The 19,378-nt window shown below is 44.3% G+C and carries 12 protein-coding genes; 4 read left to right on the top strand and 8 right to left on the bottom strand.

Annotated features, from left to right (window positions below; genetic code table 11):
* Window positions 1-62: 62 nt before the first annotated feature.
* Window positions 63-686: a 30S ribosomal protein S16 gene (locus W7W_RS0100705; RefSeq protein WP_010661959.1), complete on the bottom strand. Its 624-nt coding sequence runs from the start codon at window positions 684-686 to the stop codon at window positions 63-65.
* Between the two features lie 353 nt (window positions 687-1,039).
* Here W7W_RS0100705 and dnaE point away from each other — a divergent pair, with 353 nt between their 5' ends.
* Window positions 1,040-4,840 carry a DNA polymerase III subunit alpha gene (dnaE, locus tag W7W_RS0100695; protein ID WP_029510205.1) on the top strand — a complete coding sequence of 1,267 codons (3,801 nt, stop codon included), beginning with the start codon at window positions 1,040-1,042 and terminating at the stop codon, window positions 4,838-4,840.
* 185 nt (window positions 4,841-5,025) lie between these two features.
* The gene (gene trxA / locus W7W_RS0100690; protein ID WP_010661957.1) at window positions 5,026-5,343 is read left to right on the top strand and encodes a thioredoxin; all 318 of its coding nucleotides are present in this window, start codon (window positions 5,026-5,028) and stop codon (window positions 5,341-5,343) included.
* 102 nt (window positions 5,344-5,445) lie between these two features.
* Here the strand turns inward: trxA and W7W_RS0100685 are convergent, their stop codons facing one another.
* From W7W_RS0100685 to W7W_RS0100670, 4 genes are all read right to left on the bottom strand, one after another.
* Window positions 5,446-6,807, bottom strand: coding sequence for a NupC/NupG family nucleoside CNT transporter (locus tag W7W_RS0100685; RefSeq protein ID WP_010661956.1), 1,362 nt, complete (start codon window positions 6,805-6,807; stop codon window positions 5,446-5,448).
* 158 nt (window positions 6,808-6,965) lie between these two features.
* The gene (locus W7W_RS0100680) at window positions 6,966-7,568 is read right to left on the bottom strand and encodes a bifunctional nuclease family protein (protein WP_025006709.1); all 603 of its coding nucleotides are present in this window, start codon (window positions 7,566-7,568) and stop codon (window positions 6,966-6,968) included.
* A gap of 232 nt (window positions 7,569-7,800) precedes the next feature.
* Window positions 7,801-8,793, bottom strand: coding sequence for a hypothetical protein (locus tag W7W_RS0100675; protein ID WP_010661954.1), 993 nt, complete (start codon window positions 8,791-8,793; stop codon window positions 7,801-7,803).
* 2 nt (window positions 8,794-8,795) lie between these two features.
* Window positions 8,796-9,776, bottom strand: coding sequence for a lysylphosphatidylglycerol synthase transmembrane domain-containing protein (locus W7W_RS0100670; protein ID WP_010661953.1), 981 nt, complete (start codon window positions 9,774-9,776; stop codon window positions 8,796-8,798).
* Between the two features lie 512 nt (window positions 9,777-10,288).
* Between W7W_RS0100670 and rsmA the strand changes: the two genes are divergently transcribed.
* Both rsmA and mgtE read left to right on the top strand, forming a co-directional pair.
* Window positions 10,289-11,065, top strand: coding sequence for a 16S rRNA (adenine(1518)-N(6)/adenine(1519)-N(6))-dimethyltransferase RsmA (rsmA, locus tag W7W_RS0100665; protein WP_010661952.1), 777 nt, complete (start codon window positions 10,289-10,291; stop codon window positions 11,063-11,065).
* Between the two features lie 33 nt (window positions 11,066-11,098).
* Entirely contained in the window at window positions 11,099-12,463 is a 1,365-nt protein-coding gene (gene mgtE, locus W7W_RS0100660) for a magnesium transporter (protein WP_010661951.1), read from the top strand.
* 89 nt (window positions 12,464-12,552) lie between these two features.
* Here the strand turns inward: mgtE and W7W_RS0100655 are convergent, their stop codons facing one another.
* From W7W_RS0100655 to W7W_RS0100645, 3 genes are all read right to left on the bottom strand, one after another.
* The gene (locus W7W_RS0100655) at window positions 12,553-14,220 is read right to left on the bottom strand and encodes an arabinan endo-1,5-alpha-L-arabinosidase (RefSeq protein ID WP_010661950.1); all 1,668 of its coding nucleotides are present in this window, start codon (window positions 14,218-14,220) and stop codon (window positions 12,553-12,555) included.
* Window positions 14,221-14,305: 85 nt separating this feature from the next.
* On the bottom strand, window positions 14,306-16,081 hold the full coding sequence (locus tag W7W_RS0100650) for a RagB/SusD family nutrient uptake outer membrane protein (protein ID WP_010661949.1): 1,776 nt from the start codon (window positions 16,079-16,081) through the stop codon (window positions 14,306-14,308).
* Between the two features lie 23 nt (window positions 16,082-16,104).
* Entirely contained in the window at window positions 16,105-19,341 is a 3,237-nt protein-coding gene (locus W7W_RS0100645) for a SusC/RagA family TonB-linked outer membrane protein (protein WP_010661948.1), read from the bottom strand.
* Between the last annotated feature and the right edge of the window lie 37 nt (window positions 19,342-19,378).

Genomic DNA, 19,378 nt, shown 5'->3' with positions numbered 1-19,378 from the left:
GACAAAAAAAAGCCGCCCTTTCAGGGGCAGCTTTTATTTTGTGTTGAATGAAACCTGAAGATTTACTCTTCTTTCTTAGTCTCTTCGTCAGAGGCTTCAGCTTTGGGTTCCTCAGCTTCTTCGGCTTTGGTTTCCTCAGCGGGAGTTTCTTCGGTGGTTTCTTCAGTAGCTTCTTCAGCATCAGCAGCTTCTTCTTCTTTTGTTTCAGCTTCAGCTTCGGCAGCCAACTCGGCATTTCTTTTAGCCAGTTTCTCTGCTCTTTCAGCATTTACTTTGGCTTCCTGCTCGAGACGGGCTTTCCGTTCTTTCTCTGATTCAGAAGAAAGCTGGTCTTTTTTAGCCTGAATTTTAGCCTCTTTGTCTTCCATCCATTTCTGGAATCGACGTTCAGCTTCGGCTTCATCAAAAGCACCTTTTTTAACACCTTCGAGCAAGTGTTTTTTCATGAGTACTCCTTGGTAACTCAGGATTGCACGGGCTGTGTCAGTAGGTTGGGCGCCTTTGCCAAGCCATGTTAAGGCTTTATCGAAATCGAGTTCGATCGTAGCAGGATTTGTGTTGGGATTGTATGATCCAATCCGCTCGATGTATTTACCATCTCGTGGCGCCCTGCTATCTGCTACCACTATGTGGTAGTAAGCATACCTTTTGCGTCCGTGTCTCGTTAATCTGATTTTTACGGGCATGTTTCTAAAAATTACAATTAAACAACCTACTTTTTTTGCGATTGCAAATATAAGGCGATTTATTTATTTACGAAAGATCCTTCAACTTTATTTTTAGAACATTACCGAAATCCCGCATTAAATTATTTGTATCAGGTAAATAGTTCTGTCTGGTTTTGTGTAAAAATAATGCTGTTTAAACTGTAGCCATATATTTCTGGCTTGTTTGTGATTTTCCTTAAAGAAAGACCATTTAAAACAAATACCATTAATCCATCGTTTAATGATTTTCATCAAGCGGTGGGCCGATTAGTTTTTTTCCCGCTGAAATTAGATAAATTTGTAGGTTCATCGAAACAGTTCACAAACACAATATGGATTTGATACCTTTTACGCACTTACACGTTCACTCACAGTACTCTATACTCGACGGAGCTGCCAGTGTAAACGATCTCGTCAGCAAGGCAAAAAATGACGGGATGAAGGCCCTGGCACTTACCGATCATGGAACCATGTTTGGGATTAAGGAGTTTTTTGATTCTTGCAAAAAAAATGATGTCAAACCCATTCTTGGATGTGAAACATATGTTGCTGCACGTACCATTTATGATAAAACGGACAGTAAACTGGACGGTCGTGGCGACCATCTTATTTTGCTGGCAAAAAACCGCCAGGGTTACCGGAATTTGCTTAAATTAATCTCCATTGCCAATGTGGAGGGATTTTATTATAAGCCCCGGATTGACAAAAATCTTCTGGAACAGCATAGTGAAGGACTGATTGTGACTTCAGCCTGTATTGGAGGAGAGGTTCCCCAAAAAATTATGGCTGGAAACCTGGAGGGAGCAAAAGAGAGTATTTTATGGTTTAAGCGGGTATTTGGAGATGATTATTATCTTGAACTTCAACGTCATCCGGCTGAGGATCCCAAATCACGGCACGATGTTTACGACAACCAGGTGTTGGTGAATGAGAAGTTGCTGGAGTTTTCCAAAGAGCTGGGAGTGAAAGTGATTGCTGCCAATGATGTGCATTTTACCAATGCTGCGGATGCAGAAGCTCACGATCTGTTGATCTGCCTGAACACCGGAAAGGATTTTGACGATGAAAACCGGATGCGTTACACCCGGCAGGAGTGGTTCAAAACCACAGATGAAATGAACGAGTTGTTTAAGGATGTGCCTGAAGCGCTGCAAAATACCGCCGAGATTGCCGATAAAGTGGAAGTTTATGAATTGAATTCCGCTCCCATTATGCCTTTCTTTGCTATTCCTACCGGGTTTGGGACTTTTGAAGGCTACAAGGAGCAATTCCCGGAAGAGAAACTGAGGGAAGAGTTTGGCGATCGTTATGATGCACTGGGAGGTGACTATGAGCACCTGATTCGTGTAAAGCTGGAGTCTGATTATCTGACGCACCTGGCTTATGAAGGAGCTAAAGATCCTGTTCGCTACGGAGATCCCATTCCCGACGACGTGAAAGAACGACTCGATTTTGAGTTGAACACTATTAAAACAATGGGTTTCCCCGGATATTTCCTGATTGTTCAGGACTTTATTAATGCTGCCCGGGAAATGGGTGTACTGGTAGGGCCCGGACGTGGGTCTGCTGCCGGAGCTGCGGTTTCTTATTGTGTGGGGATTACCAATATTGATCCCATCAAGCACGATTTGCTGTTTGAACGTTTCCTTAACCCGGATCGTATTTCCATGCCTGATGTGGATATTGACTTTGATGATGACGGACGTCAACTGGTACTCGACTGGGTGACCGAAAAGTATGGCCGCGATAAAGTTGCTCATATCTGTACATTTGGAACCATGGCAGCACGTTTGGCCATTCGTGATGTAGGACGGGTGTTGAAACTACCGCTTCCGGATACTGACAAACTGGCCAAGTTGATTCCTGAAAGACCCGGCACTAAGCTGGCAAATGCATACCAGGAGGTATTGAACCGGGAAAAAGATACCGGAAGCATTGATGGAGCAATTTCAAAAATTGAAACCGATCTCAGGGCAGCGCGCAATGCCGGCAATGGTAAGCTTGAGGGAAAGCTGGAAGTATATAAAATATTTGCAGAACGCATCAGGGAAGCACGTACCCACGGAGAAGAAAGGGTGCTGAAAACCATGGAGCTGGCTTGCCGTTTGGAAGGTTCGGTGCGTCAGACGGGTGTACATGCTTGTGGTGTGTTGATTGGACGGGACCCTCTTGAGCAGCACATTCCGCTCATTCCCACCAAGGAAGAGAATTTGATGACCACCCAGTACGACGGACGTTATGTGGAGGCTATAGGGTTGCTGAAGATGGATTTTCTGGGGCTTAAAACGCTTTCCATCATCAAGGAAACACTTGATAATATCAAACTCTCCAAGGGTGTTGATGTAGATGTGGAAACATTACCCCCCGATGACAAAGAGACGTTTGAATTATTTGCCCGGGGGGATACAACAGCCATTTTCCAGTTTGAGTCGCCCGGAATGAAAAAGCATTTGCGCGCACTGGAGCCCAACCGCTTTGAGGATCTTGTGGCCATGAACGCCTTGTATCGACCGGGTCCGATGGAATACATCCCCGATTACATCGATCGCAAGCATGGACGTAAGGAGATTAATTACGACCATCCGATGATGGAGCCATATCTGAAGGATACCTATGGGATTACCGTTTTTCAGGAGCAGGTGATGCTTTTGTCTCGGGCATTGGGGGGATTCACCCGCGGTGAATCTGATTCACTGCGTAAGGCAATGGGAAAGAAGCTTGCCGATATGATGGCCAAGCTGAAGGATAAATTCCATGATGGCTGCTTGAAGAATGAGGAGTTTGTCGAAGGATGCAAACAGGTGAATAAAAAACCTGAAGAGCTGATTGAAAAGATATGGAAAGACTGGGAGGCTTTTGCCAGTTATGCATTTAACAAATCACACTCTGTTTGTTATGCTTATGTGGCCTACCAGACCGGATATCTGAAAGCACACTATCCGGCCGAGTTTATGTCGGGCGTTTTGAGTCGAAATCTTACCGACATTACCAAGATTACCACCTTTATGGAGGAGTGTCGTCGCATGGGACTGCAGGTACTTGGACCTGATGTGAATGAGAGTTTCCGAAAGTTCACGGTGAATGCGCAGGGGGCTATTCGCTTTGGAATGGCCGGAATAAAAGGTGTAGGAGCCGGTGCCGTGGAAGAAATTATACGCAAACGGGAAGAGGGCGGTCCTTTTAAGGGTGTTTTTGATTTTGTGGAAAGGGTAAATCTTCAAACCGTTAATAAAAAGAACTTTGAAGGTCTTGCTGCTTCCGGGGCTTTTGATAATCTGGATGAATTTAACCGGGCACAATATTTTGCTATTTCTGATGGGGAGGATGGTTCGTTTATCGAACGTCTGCTTCGTTATGGCAACCGCTATCAGGTTGATAAAGCCAGCAACCAGGTGTCGTTGTTTGGGGCGGCCGATATGACGGGAGCGGTGAAAAAGCCTACGCCTCCAAATGTTCCGGAATTTACCAGTATCGAAAAGCTGGGAAGAGAGAAAGAGTTGATTGGAATTTATCTTTCTGCCCACCCGCTGGATCGTTATAAACTGGAGTTGAAACATTACTGCAATATGTCCCTCAGCGACCTGGATGACTTGCCTCTGATTAACGGCAAAAACTTTATTGTAGGAGGAATGGTTACCGGAATTCGAAGAGGTGTGACCAGAATGAAAGAGAATCCCTTTGCCATTATCACTATAGAAGACTATTCCGGTTCGCACGAATTTCCCCTTTTCGGGCGCGATTATACCGATTTCAGTAAATATCATAATGTGCCGGAAGATGGTAGTATATTTTTGTTGATAAAAGGCAAGGTTCAGCCCAAAAAATACAGACCTGAAGAGTTGGAAACAAAAATCAACTCCATATCATTTCTCAATGAAGTGTTGGAAACTCAGGTGCAAAGTTTGTCGCTGAATATTGCATTGGATAAGATTACTGATGACCTGGTCAATGAACTGGCAAATGTGATGCTCGAGAACAGAGGTCATGTTTCATTGCGCTTCAATGTTTTTGACCCGGCCAATGAGCATTATCGGGTCCAGATGTTGTCGAGATCTGCCCGGATTGACTTGTCTCAGAAAGATGTACTGCAGTTCTTTGATGAGCATCCTGAGTTGCAAATTAAGTTGGGATAGTATTGTGGCTGAAGGATGCCGCCCGGGGTAAACCTGTGTCGGGGTTCCCCGCTAAAGGATTTCCAAAAAAGTTTTATCTTTGAACAAGAGCAATAAATGTCTGTTAATAGTTTGTTGCTTTCTGACGGGGGAATCCCCTTTTAGAGTGAGTTTATTTTATTGATATAATTAAAAAAGAATAAGTTATGACTGTTGAAGTAACAGATGCCAATTTTGAAGAAGTGGTATTGAAATCAGACAAGCCTGTGTTGGTGGATTTTTGGGCAGAGTGGTGTGGTCCCTGCCGAATGGTGGCTCCTATTGTTGCCGAGCTGGCCGAAGAGTACAAGGATAAAGCGGTACTGGCAAAGATGGATGTGGATTCAAATCCGGATACTTCCGTGAAGTTTGGAATAAGAAATATTCCAACCATTTTGTTCTTTAAAGGCGGTGAAGTGGTTGATAAACAAGTAGGTGCTGTGCCTAAAGCTGCACTCGCTTCAAAGCTTGACGCAATTCTATAGTATTAAAGGTTTTATTAAACAGAGCGGGTCGGTTCATTTTGTGAACCGACCCGTTTTTTTTGTTTTTGCGGTTATATGGCCGACAAATTTTTTGTTTTCGATTTATCCCAAAATCATTCCCACCACTGTCGCGGAGAGTAACGATGCCAGAGTCCCGGCCAGCAGGGCCCGAACTCCCAGTTGTGAAAGCAGTACCCGCTTGCCCGGTGCCAGCGCTCCGATTCCACCGATCTGAATGCCTATGGAAGCAAAGTTGGCAAAGCCACAAAGTACATAGGTAGCCATGATTACTGATTTTTCGTGCATGAAAGCGCCTGCATCTTTAAGTTCTCCCAAACTTACATATCCGATAAACTCCGTCATGATGAGCTTTTCTCCCAGCACCCACATCAAAGGAGCAAAGATGTATCCCAGAATGAATTCGAGTGACAAACCACTGTATTGTCCGTCGGTCGCAGCGGCAATTACATTGTTAATGGTAGTCCAGTCTCCGATTTTCAATAAAATAAAATTCATCATGGCAATGAGGGCAATGAAGACCAGCAGCATTCCTGCAACATTTACTGCCAGTTTGATGCCTTCGGTGGTTCCGTTAGAGATAGCATCCAAAACGTTTTTACCGATTTTGTCTTTGGGAACTTCTACTTCTTTACTGATCTTTTCGGTTTGGGGAACCAGCATTTTGGATATGATGATCACTCCCGGGGCTGCCATAATGGATGCGGCCAACAGGTGTTTGGCATAAATAAGTTCCTGTACCGGGTCTCCTCCGCCCAGCACCTTGATGTAAACGGCCAGAACTCCGCCTGCCAGCGTTGCCATACCGCCCGACATAACCAACATTATTTCCGAACGATTCATCTTTTCCAGGTAAGCCTTTATCATCAAGGGGCTTTCAGTTTGTCCCAGGAAGATATTGCCTGCAACTGAAAGACTTTCTGCTCCTGAGATTTTAAGTAGTTTGGTCATTCCTTTGGCCAGCCAGAAAACGATTCGCTGAATGATGCCAAAATAGAACAGGATACTGGTGAGACCTGAGAAAAAGATGATGGTTGGCAGAATGGTAATGGCAAAATTGAGTAAGGGTTGTTCTATTTCTCCGCTTACCAGACTTTTGAAAAGGAACTTTGCTCCGGCATCAGAGAAACCAAGAATTTTTACAAATATTTTTCCTAAAACATCGAATATCGATTGCACAAAGGGTACATAAAGAATAGCCAGGGCCAGAATCAGCTGGATGATTAGTCCGGTGCCCACGACACGCCATGATATGGCTTTACGGTTGGTGCTGAATACCCAGGCAATAAACATGATGAATGCCATTCCCAGCATCCCTCTGAAAAGGCTTTCTATGCCAAAGCCTCCTCCGGTGGCTACCACCGGATTATTATTGGCCATTAATACTGCCGGCGAAGCAAAAAGCAGTATAATGACAGGCAAAAACCTCAGAATAGTTTTCTTCATTTCGTTTGGTGTCTTTTTTATTTGGTTATGTATGTGTTGTCCTGGTAACCGGGATTTAGGTTTGGCTTAACGGTCCGGTTGTTTCAGGTAATTGGGGTTTTATCTTAGTAAAACAGGCCGGTTAAGGCCTGTGAATATTTTCTGCTGATTAAAAAAAACTATTTCTCGCGCCGTTGTATTTCATCACGAATCTCGGAGGCCTTTTCATAGTTTTCATGCTCTATGGCTTCGTTTAGCAAGCTGTTGAGTTCTTCTACTGTTTTATCTTTTAGTGGATTGGAGGATTTCTGTCGGGGGGCTTTTTGCTCTTTATCAGATGTGGGGTTTGCTTCTTCCTGATCGCCAAAGTCCAGTACTATTCCTGCTTTTTGCATGATCTCTTCGTAGGTGAAGATGGGGCAGTTAAACCTGAGAGCCAGAGATACGGCATCTGAGGTTCGGGAATCAATGCGTACAATTTCGTCATTGTAGAGACAAACCAGTTCTGAATAGAAAATACCCTCTTCCAGTTTGTAGATGACCACTTCAAGAATGTCAACCTTAAAAGCACGGGCAAAATTTAGAAACAAATCGTGTGTAAGTGGTCGGGGAGGCTCCAGCCCTTCAAGTTTGATAGCAATGGATTGAGCCTCAACAGCTCCTATGATGATGGGAATTCTTCGTTCGCCTTCTTCTTCTGCCAACACCAAAGCGTAGGCTCCTGATTGCGTTTGTGAGTAGGAAAGCCCTAATATGTTTAGTTTGATTTTTGTTTTATCCATAAATATTCTGATTTCATACTTCCCGGTTAATTCATCGTTATATCTCGTTGTTTTGCTGATACATCTTTGAATAAAGCCGGAAAAAGGCTGTTGCTCCTGATACGTCATCCGGATAGTAAACAAATATAGAAAATTGTTTTGAGAATATTAGTCTTTGGAAGGAACGGGCTAAAAAAACCGGACTGTTTCATCAATCCGAATTATGGAATGAAGCCATGTGGATCTTTGCTTTTCAGTTACTCTTCCCTGATGGTCGAAAGATTACTTTCTTTGGCACAGATGGTTTAAATATAATGTCAAAGACAGGTATTAATGAGGGAATGGCAAGGTTGAAGAACCATAAAGTCAGTGAGGACATTACAATACCGGGTTCCGCAATATTGGTGCCCCCCAGAACAATAATCGCCAGTGTGGCGCGAATACTCAGGTCACCTGCTCCCGCTGAGGGGAGAAACGACAGGGCCCCGTAGAAAATAAAAATGGCGTATAATCCGCCACGGATATCTGAAAGACCGAAGAAATGTAATAAAATGAGGAATTGCAGAGAGAAAATGGAATATCTGACTGCAGTAAGAAAAAAGATGTGTCCGATGGTGCTACATCTGGTTTGTTTTAGAATGGTTAATCTTTTTTTCGTTAAACTCAGATACTTCCTGAAAAATCTCGTCTTTCTGATAATCAGCCAAAGCGTTAAGCCCGTGGCGACAATCAGCAGGATTGTTGAAACAGTGGTGGTGTGAGTCGCTGCGGTGATAAAAAGAGAAACCGGGCCGTCGGTATATTGGGTGGTCCATACCAACGCCCAGAGGGTGGCAAGAAGAATAACGAGATTTTGAATAATGCTTCCTAATAGAGACAAAACAACTACTTTGCTTTTTTTGCCCGAAGGGTAAAATATCGCTTTGCCAATGGAATCTCCTGTGCGTGCAGGTGTCATCATGCCCAGCTGAATACCTTTGACTACCTGAAAGAATGCTTCTTTGAGTGTTATGGATTGTACCGGACGAACCAAAATTTGCCATTTACGTGTTTCCAACGCCAGATTCAGAGTCATTAGCAAAAGTTGGATGGATAGAAGGGCGGGAAGGTGATGACGGTTCGTATGCAGGTAATCGAGAAATGCGCTCCACTCGCCGAATGTCCAGAGTTTATAGCCTACCCAGATCAGGGCAACAGCTGATATTAACATCAGTATCCGCTTGATATTTATTTTCCCGGAAATCATGGTTACTCGTTTTTGTTGACCAGGGGGATGGCTACCAGTGATAAAAGTCCGGTTATGATGATCATGCCGTTGAGCGAGCCATGTACCAGTAATGCAAAAGCTGCTGCTTGTGGTGCGCCTACGCCAAAAAAGAGCAATGTGGAGATGACCATGAAATGATAGGGGCCTATGCCTCCCTGCACCGGAGCAACCATCCCGAAACTTCCCAGTACAAAAACGGCCAGCCCTGCGCCGGGGCCCAGATCCCGGGTAAAAGGAAACCCAAAGAAGCAAACGTAAATCATCAGGAAGTAAAGCACAAAAATCAGCAGCGTGTGGATAAAAAAGAGTGGTTTGTTTTTCACATTTTTATAGGAGAAAAGACCCTCTTTGAATTTCAGCCACAATCCTTTCAGCTTAAAATACATCTGGCTGTTGAGGATGTTTTGTCTGAAAACAATGATCGATCCTGCGGCAAAAAGAACAATCAGACCGAACCACCAGGAGGAGAAAAAATTGACGATTCCTGATATATCCATCTTGTTATTTACAAAATCGACAAAAACATTATACTGCACGGAAATCATAAGTGCCAGGGCAAGCAACAGCATGATGAGATCCAGAACACGCTCTGTGACCACGGTGCCAACCAGTCGTGAAAAAGAGACCTTTTCGTATTTGCTGAGAACACCACATCGGGAAATTTCGCCCATTCGGGGGATGGCCAGGTTGGCCAGATATCCGATCATGACAGCCAGAAAAGTGTTGATAACTCCCGGACGTTTGTCCACCGGTTCTATGAGCATTTGCCACCGAATGGTTCGGCTGATGTGACTTAATAAACCCAATATCAGAGAAAGAACAATCCACCCGTACCCCACGTCGTGTTTCATGATTCTAAGTAGTTCATCAGGATTTATATCCCTGTAAAGCCACCAGATAATTATAATTCCTATCGATAAAAACAGAAGGATACGCAGTCCTTTTTGTATGGATTTATTCATCAGTATAAAATTGGTTTAAGTTATTGGCCTGATGGAATTCTCGATTTTTTTTATACATACTCATTTGTGACAATTTTGAGAAATCAAAGCTTCATGCTTGTTTCATCCGTAAGATATTAACTCATTAAAGATGGATGGAACCAGCAATCCGAATATCTTCCACTTTTCCTGATGGCTCAGAATAAGAAGTGACAAGTTTCTTTGTAAACAAAGCGGCATAGCCGAGGGAGTGATTAAAGTTCCATGCTTGTTTTCTCTTTGTCTGGGTGTTACAGAATTGTTCGCCGATGCAAGGCACTGGTTATGAGGGAGAAGGAAAAGTGTAATTGAGGTTGTCAAAATGTAAAAAACAGACTTATCAAAAAAACACTACATAAAATAAATGGTGGTCAATAATCGTCTCCTGCATAAAAATTTTACCTTTGCCACGTAAAACAATTTACAATTTTACAAAATACGGCACTTTTAGCCAAAAGTTTTGTTTTTATCAAAGTTGTTTGTTACCATGGAAGATGAGGAGAGTCAAACCCAAAAAATATTTAGGCCAGCATTTTCTCAACGATCAGCATATTGCCATGCGGATTGTGGAGTCGTTGCCCGTCCCGCCTTTTAAGGTGTTGGAAATCGGGCCCGGAATGGGTGTGCTTACCGAGCATCTTTCAAAAATTCCTGACATAGATCTTTCGTTGGTAGAGCTCGATACTGAATCGGTGGATTATCTGAATGTTCATTATCCCGCTCTTTCTTCAAAAATAATTTCTGCTGATTTTCTGAAAATGGATTTATCGGAATATTTTTCTGGTAAATTTTCGATTATTGGAAACTTTCCTTACAACATTTCCAGTCAGATCTTTTTTAAAGTGCTGGAACATCGCAATCAGGTTAAGTACATAACGGGGATGGTTCAGCGGGAAGTCGGGAAAAGACTTACCTCCGGGCCGGGAAATAAAGATTATGGCATTCTTAGTGTCCTGATGCAGGCCTGGTATCATCCTGAATATCTGTTTACCGTTGATGAACATGTTTTTAATCCGCCACCTAAAGTGAAATCAGCTGTAATTCGTTTTACACGGAATGATGTTACTGATATTGGTTGCGATGAAAAACTGTTTTTAAAAGTGGTGAAAACTGCTTTTAACCAGCGACGAAAGACCCTTCGAAACAGCCTGAAAACTTTTGGTATCGATGCGTCTGAGCCTCATACGCAGGCTTTATTGCAGAAAAGACCTGAGCAGTTGGGCGTTGAAGAATTCGTTGAACTAACGAATATTGTGGCTGCATCGCTGTAGATGTAATGTAGAACTTCAAAAAAATTAAGGGGTATGGCCAATTTTGAACTGACCAGAGAGTTTGTGGATGAACTGAAGTTGCTGATTGAAAATCAGGACAATGAATCGGTGTCCCGCATTCTGGAAGAGTTACACCCCGCCGACATTGCTGAACTCTATGAGGAGCTCAACATTGATGAGGCAAAATATATCTATTTCCTGCTCGACGACGACAAGGCAGCGGATATGATTATTGAACTGGACGAAAATGATCGTCTGAAGTTCCTTAAAGCGTTGCCAAGTGAGGTGATTGCCAGGAGATTCATCGATAAGATGGATTCTGATGATGCCGCCGACGTTATTTCCGAGTTTGATACCGAAAGACAGCAGGAGGTCCTTTCATACATTGAGGACGTCAATGTGGCCGGTGATATCGTTGATCTGCTGAACTATGACGAAGATTCAGCGGGTGGTCTGATGGCCAAAGAGCTTATCAAGGTCAAAGAGAACTGGTCTATTCCCACTTGTTTGCGTAGTATGCGGCAACAGGCTGTGAATGTGGATGAGGTCTATTATGTTTATGTGGTTGACAATAACGGGGTGCTCAAAGGAACGCTCTCTCTTAAGAAAATGCTGCTCAGTCCTGTGGACAAGCATGTGAAAGATATTTACTATTCAGACGTTATCTCTGTTGGGGTAGATGCAACTTCGGAAGAGGTCAGTAACATTATGACCAAATATGACCTGGTGGCGTTGCCGGTAGTCGATCCGGTGGGTCGCCTGGTTGGACGAATCACTGTGGATGATGTGATGGATGTGATGCGTGAAGAAGCTGAGAAGGATTATGCGTTAGCTTCCGGTATTACGGGCGATGTGGAATCATCAGACAGTGTATGGTTGCTTACACGTGCGCGGGTTCCCTGGTTGCTCATTGGTTTGCTTGGAGGATTGTTTGGATCCAGAGTGGTTGGTAGTTTCGAAGGAGTGTTGGATATTTACCCGCAGCTCGCCTTTTTTATGCCTCTTATTGCAGCAATGGGGGGTAACGTAGGTATTCAGTCGTCGGCCATCGTGGTGCAATCCATTGCTGCAGGAACTATGGGTTTAGATTCACCTTTTCGGCGACTCTTTAAAGAATTCAGCGTTGCCTTTTTGAATGCAACTGTGCTTTCTGTTTTAGCATTTGCCTACAACTATCTTATTGGTTCGCCTGATGCGCTTACGCTGACTGTTTCAGGAGCTATGTTCTCGGTAGTTATTTTTGCCTCGGTATTCGGAGCGTTGGTTCCTTTATTGCTGAACAGGATTAAGATTGACCCGGCTGTTGCTACCGGCCCGTTTGTTACGACGCTCAACGATATTATCGGTATGGGGATTTATCTTACCATCGGGACGTTTTTTTATCAAATACTGGTGTAGGAATACAGTAAAGAAGGAGGGGGTTGGTTTTCGAATCTGTTGAAAACCAACCCCCCTCTTTTTTATTGTGTTTTTATTGAGACCTACAGTTACCTGGACTTTTTACCCCAATAGGTAGCGTTCAGGTTTTTTTCTGTTCCCGCATAAACGATCGTTACACGCCTTGGAGTCGCTTCCCAATCTACTTCACGTTCAACACAAACAATGACATTGCCCAGTGTGAGTTGCTTTTTTTCTTCATTATAACTCCAGTTGCCTGTGAGGGTGCCGGACATTGTGCCATCGGCATTAAGGGTGAGTGATGAAGCTGTATTCTGTTGGGCGTATTTGTATTCAAGTTTGAGGTGTTCCCATTTTCCAATCAGCGAATCCCTGGTTATTGTACCGTAGTCGGGTACAGCGGCATAACGCTGTGGTAGTGCTATGGGCCATAAATTGTCAGGTTCACTAATTGAGGCAGGGCACCATACAATTTGGCGGACATGTCCCATCATGAGGGCGTTGGAAGCAGGGATGCCCGGAACATCTTTAGGCAATCTTCCTTGCGACATGTAGAACCATTCATCTGTATCTTCTTTTTGGAAAACAGCGCAGTGTGATATGCCTACCCATCCATTGCTTAGGTTGAATTTGTATGGGTGGGTAACAATGGGGTAGGAATCTCCTTCTCCTTCGGTGAAATTATGTCCTCTGATGTCAAAATAAGGCCCTTCAATGTTTTCACTTCTGACTACCCTTGTGTTGTATGGAACATCAAGACCATCGTAGGCCATAAACAAATAGTAGTAACCATCCTTATAGATAATTTCGGGTGCTTCGCTGGCCTGCCAGCGTGATGAAGCTGTGCGTGTACCAATTCTTTTTCCATATCGGGCTGTCAGTTCACTTGCACTGTCGGCATAGGGTTCTCCGAGAGTGTTGACCGGCTTACCTGTGGTTGCATCTACTTCCAGAAGCGCAAATCCACTGTGCCAGGAGCCATGTATCAGGTAATGTTTCCCTTCGGGGGATACAATGTACGTTGGATCAATAGCGTTGTAGTAAAAATAGGCACTCCAGTCATTTGTGCTGGCGCGACTGTAGTCCAGACCCCGATCTGATGATGAGGTGGTTATATAGCCTTTGTCTTCCCATACTGCTCCGGCCGGGTCGGTCGATTCGCACATTCCGATAAAGGCCCGTTCTGTCCAGCTTCCATCGAAGGCGGATGTTGTGGGATTTCCGGTTTTAATGTAATTATGGATAACTATGCTGTAGTACATTCGCAGTTTTTCCTGACCGCCTACGTTTACCCGGCGCACTACCGGAGCCCAGTAACCATATTGTATGTCCTCTTCGGGAATGGCATCCAGACCCATTCCTGCCCGTATAGAATTGAGCGAATCGGCTATCCAGGAAGGGGGGTCATAGAATGGTCCGCCTACCCATTGCCAGTTTACCAGGTCTTTGGAACGTTTTCCCTGAAAATGTCCATGACCTTCATGTTCATTGCCATATGAGGCATCAGTTCCGTACATGTAATAATATCCATTATAGTAGGCAACAGACGGGTCGTGAACATTGGCCAGATTCCACTCACTCCGGTTCGCCCATGATGCTATCGCTGAATAGTCATCGGAATACGTCGGAATGGACCATTCGGTTTCCGGCTCAGTCCCGTTTTCATCATCTCTGGGGTCAACTTCGTCGTCTTCGCACCCTGCAAATAACAGAGTCGTGATGATGGCAGACAAAAACAGTAAATACTTTAATCTCATGGTAAATTATTTTTTGGAAAAAAACTTCCTTATCAACATTTACTGATAAGTTGATAAGGAAGTTTCTAAATTAAGCAGATTTTTCCTACTCTAACCCAACAACCGGTCGGATGTTGTATTTCTCTTTGAAGGCAGGCGCATTATCTACGCTCTTGTTTGCTGAGTTCCCTTCAAGATTTGGATTGGCATTGAGTATGTTTTGGAAAAGCGGGAAATATTCATGTCCCGGGTTGTAAGACTGGAATGATGAACCACTGGCCGTTTCAGCAGTAACAACATCTGTATTTGCGATGATGTCGCCTGCTTCATTCTTTGGAGCCAGCATGTAATATCCATGTTCAATTAGTTGATTCAGTCTTGATTGATCGTAAAAGAAGCCCCAGCGGATTAAATCAATTCCCCGGCCGTTTTCGCAACCGAATTCTTTCGGTCGTTCAACGTTGGCTATTTGTTCGAACAGATGATCGGCAGATGGGAAATCTGCAAGTTCAAGATCCGGTAAAGCTACGCGGCGACGAACCTGATTAATGTAATCGATTGCTGTTTGTGTGGGGCCGTTGATTTCGTTTTCGCATTCTGCTGCCCGCAACAGAACATCACTGTAACGCATCAGACGCAGGTTGACTCCGCACTGCAACCCGTTGGTAATGTTTGGATAGATGTTGTTCCTTGCATTGGTCCATTTTGCGATTGAGATACCTCCCTGGGCACTGTTGGACAATGGCGTTTTGGTGATCTCTTCCTGATAAACAATATTACTGCGAGGATCTCCGTTGGGATAGGCATCGGTTGCCTGGTCGGTATAATTGCTGTATTCATCTTCGTAAGTAACCAGGGTCCAGTATAATCGGGGATCGAGACGGCCATCGGTAGAGGTTTCTTCTTTAAACAGATTGTACAACCAGGGAGAACCTGCCAGGTCACCCCAGCTTCCCAACTCCTGAGAGGCGTAGTTGCTTTCCACAGCATGGCCCTGAGTTGCTTCTGAACTGATATTTACCGGAGTCCATTCTTCGTCGGTACCACCTGTACCAAAGTCCATAAATTGAACTTCGAAAAGGCTTTCAGCGTTGTTCTCCGTATTCTCCTTGAAGTTGTCACCATAGTTGTTCATCAGCTCATAATGTCCATATACTCCGGCAATGATGTCTTGTAGTATGGGATATGCTTCAGTGAATTTATGACGGAACATCAGGGCACGAGCCATATATCCTGCTGCAGCACCGGATGTGGCACGTCCTTGTGCCCATTCGCCACCTTCATCGCGCGAGGGGAGCATTTCCATTGCCTTACCAAGGTCAGTTTCAATCTGGTCAAAAATCTCATCCTGAGTGCTGTTGGATGCAAACATGGTATTCATGTCAGAATAAGCCTCATAGTCTGTAATCAGTGGCACAGTCTGGTAGTAGGTGGACAAATGATAGTAGGCCAAAGCTCTGAGGAAAAGTGCCTGTCCGGCTATCTGATTATACGAATCTTCAGACATTTCAACATCATCAACCTTTGACAAGATATAGTTTGTACGATTCACTACATGGTACCAGTCGCGATAGGGCCACATGTCACCAATTTCGTTAGTGCCGGGAGAATTCAGCCGGTCGTAGTCGATATACCATTGTTGAGAGGAGTTCCAAACTTCGTCTCCACGCACTGCATCCAGTGTGTAACCGACACGGGCAAATGAGCCTTCAAGACGAATTCGGTTATAGGCAGCGATAACAACTTCCTGCAGTTCTGATTCAGAATCGCCAAAATCGACAGTTGTCTGCTCGTTTGGGTTCGTAACATCGAGCTGGTCATCGCAGGCTGTCAGTCCTCCGATGAGTGCCAATATTAGAATGAATATATTTAAATTTTTCATGTTGATCTTATTTTAGATTGTTTTTAGAAGGACAAGTTAACTCCAAACATAACGGTTCGTGGTGTTGGATAAGAAGCATAGTTGTAACCGGGCGTAAATGTTCCTCCGGCGAAATCAACGTTATATCCTTTGTATTTAGTTATGGTAGCCAGGTTTTGTCCGGTTGCATATACACGGACATTGCTGATATAACCATTAAACCACCTGTCCGGGAAGTTATATCCTAAAGTGACGTTAGCAATTTTCAGGTATGATGCATCCTGGATGAAACGTTCGCTGAACATATCATTGGTGATGGCAGCATCGGCATTGTATGCGACACGGGGCACGTCGGTATTGGTGTTATCCGGCGTCCATGCATTCAACAGGTCAACGCTTTTGTTCAGTGTGCGGTAGGAACCGCGTAACGTCATGTCAACAAAATCCACTGCTTTAAATCCTGCAGCCCCGAATGTTGATATGCTCAAATCGAAACCTTTCCACTCAACACGTGCATCGAGCCCGAAGTTTACGTCTGGTAAACCACTGCCAAGAATCTTACGGTCGGCATCGGTAATTTTTCCGTCGGGAATCGGGTTGCCGTTCTCATCTACGGTGCCATCTTCTGATGCAATATCAGCGTATATGACATCACCAGGTTTGGCGTCTGGCCGATTGACGAGTTGGCCATCTGAATTAGTATAGTTATCTATCTCGGCTTGAGATTGATAGATTCCTTCATAAACGTATCCATAGAATTCACCTACTTCGCGACCAACCTCTGTTCGGGTGTAGCCATCAATTCGGGATTCGCCTGAAACGCCCAGGTTGGTTACTTTGTTTTGAAGGGTTGACGCGTTTGCAGTGATCTCATACTTTACAGCATGTTGACGATTGCGATATGAAACCAGGAATTCAAGTCCTGAGTTTTCCATCGTCGCTGCGTTCATCTTTACAAATTCATTGGTTACACCGGCACTGAATGGAACTCTTACATCATAATGCAGGTCTTCTGAAGTTGATTTATACCAGTCGAAAGTAAATTCCAGTTTATTGTTAAACATGCCCAGGTCAAGACCTACGTCAATGGTTTTCTTCTTTTCCCAGCGCAGCGTCGGATTAACATAGTAGGATACTGCAGAACCGGTAACTTTATTGTTGGCAAAACTATAGGTATAATCCCCTCTTTGCATCGTAGTTGCGTATTCGTAGGGACCTAAGTTTGTGTCATTACCGAGTTCACCATAACTACCGCGAACTTTAAACATGTTGATGATTGATTCATCAACAGGGAAGAAATTTTCACGCTCAATGCGCCATCCGGCAGATGCCGACTTGAAGAACTCCGAACGATCTACCGACAGACGGCTTGATCCATCACGCCGACCTGTTAATGAAACAAGGTATTTTCCGTCGAAATTGTAATTCACACGACCGATGTAGGAAGCCAGTAAGTCTTCTCTTTCGTAAGTTGAAGCCTGGGTGTCAGCAGCGTTTCCTACCTGCAGGAAGTATGGTTCAGGCATATTGTTGCCTATTCCTGTGAGCGTGTGTTCGGTGTTGCGCTCAAAAGTCTGACCAAGAACAGTATTTATCTGATGACGTCCAAAGGAAGCATCGTAATTGATATAGTTTTCGATAAGTGCTGCGCTATAGCTACGATATCCTTGTGTCAGAACTTCATTGCTTTTTGACAGATAGTTTGTAGTACTCTGAATAAATGCAGGTACAAAAGTAAAATCCTTTGCAGTGGTTTTGCTGTACGACACATTGAGGTTGTAGTTAAATTTGTGGTTGTCACTTTGACGGCCCACCATGTCAATCAGGTCAACTTTTGCAGATCCGGAAGCGACGAAACGGTCAACTACCGAGTTCCTCTCCAAAAGACCATTGGTAAGCAGAACGTTGGTAACCCGCAGGTCTCCATGCACATCGTCGTAGTAGGTGCCATAACCAAAAGAGTCGTACTGGTATTGTGAAGCTGCCGATAATTTGTCGTCCAGCACCCAGGTTGATTGATCGTAAGCTTTGATGGTTGGGGGTGTAATCAGCGCTGAGGCCATCACAGGAAATTGTTGACCATAGAGGCCTTCTACGTACTCATTGGCGTTACTCAGGGCCATATTGTCCTGGTTACTGTGACTATAAACTAAACTGGTCTTGATTTCGAGGAATTTAACGCTCATAGTATTGTTGGCGCGGGCAGTGTAACGCTCGAAGTTAGGTCCTGCTCCTTCAATGGTTCCTTCCTGACTGTAGTAATCAAGGGCTATGTTGTAGGTGTTGTTAGCGCCACCTCCCGAGAAGTTAACGTTGTGGTTCTGCCGAATTCCTGTTTTAAAGGCCTCATCCTGCCAATCGGTGTTAACTACGTTCGGGTCAATGTACTTGGAGCTATTGGGATTATACCCTGCCGGAACATCCATTTTGCTGTTCCCATAAGCCATGGAAACGTATTCTCCATATTGTTTAGAATCCATAACTTCATAGACTCCGTCTTCCACCTGGTCGATACCATAGTAGCCGCTGTAGTCTATTCTCAGTGGTTGCTCTTTTTTACCTTGCTTGGTGGTGATGATGATTACACCGTTGGCCGCACGTGAACCGTAAATAGCAGCTGCAGAGGCATCTTTTAAAACCTGAAGGCTTTCGATGTCATTTGGTGAGAAGTCGCGGATGGTAGTTCCCATGGGTACTCCATCAACAACATAAAGCGGATTGGAATTACCAAAGGTGCCGATACCACGAACACGTACTGAGGGATCTGCACCCGGCTGTCCGTCAGATGTAATACGAACACCGGCAACTTTTCCCTGCAGCATGGTGGAGATGTTTGATTTTGATACTTTTTTCATCTCTTCGGTATCCACAACGGCTACAGAACCAGTGAGGTCAGCCTTGCGTTGAGTACCGTAACCTACTACCACAACCTGGTCGAGTTGCTTTACATCTGAAACCAATGTGATGGTCCCCAGGTTTGTAGTTCCGTCAACGCTGATCTCAGTACTTAGGAATCCAATAAAGGAAATCTTTAGTGTTGCATCAGCAGGAACAGAAAGTGAAAAGTTACCATCAATATCGGTAATCGTACCATTGGTGGTACCTGTTTGTTGTACGGTGGCACCGGTGAGGGGTTCGCCCTGCTCATCAATGACTTTACCCGTTACAGTTACATTGTCTGCCTGCAGCATTGCAGCCTGCTCGCTATTGCCGTTCCTTTCTGCGAATGTGGCTGTTGAGAAGGCCAGCAATCCTAAAAGGATTATAAATATATATTTCATCAGTTTATAATTTTATTTATGTTTTGATTTTCTTAGC

Source organism: Marinilabilia salmonicolor JCM 21150, assembly GCF_000259075.1.
Classification (GTDB): Bacteria; Bacteroidota; Bacteroidia; order Bacteroidales; family Marinilabiliaceae; genus Marinilabilia; species Marinilabilia salmonicolor.
The sequence above is the reverse complement of the archived record's forward strand: the minus strand, read 5'-3'. Positions and strand labels throughout refer to the sequence as shown.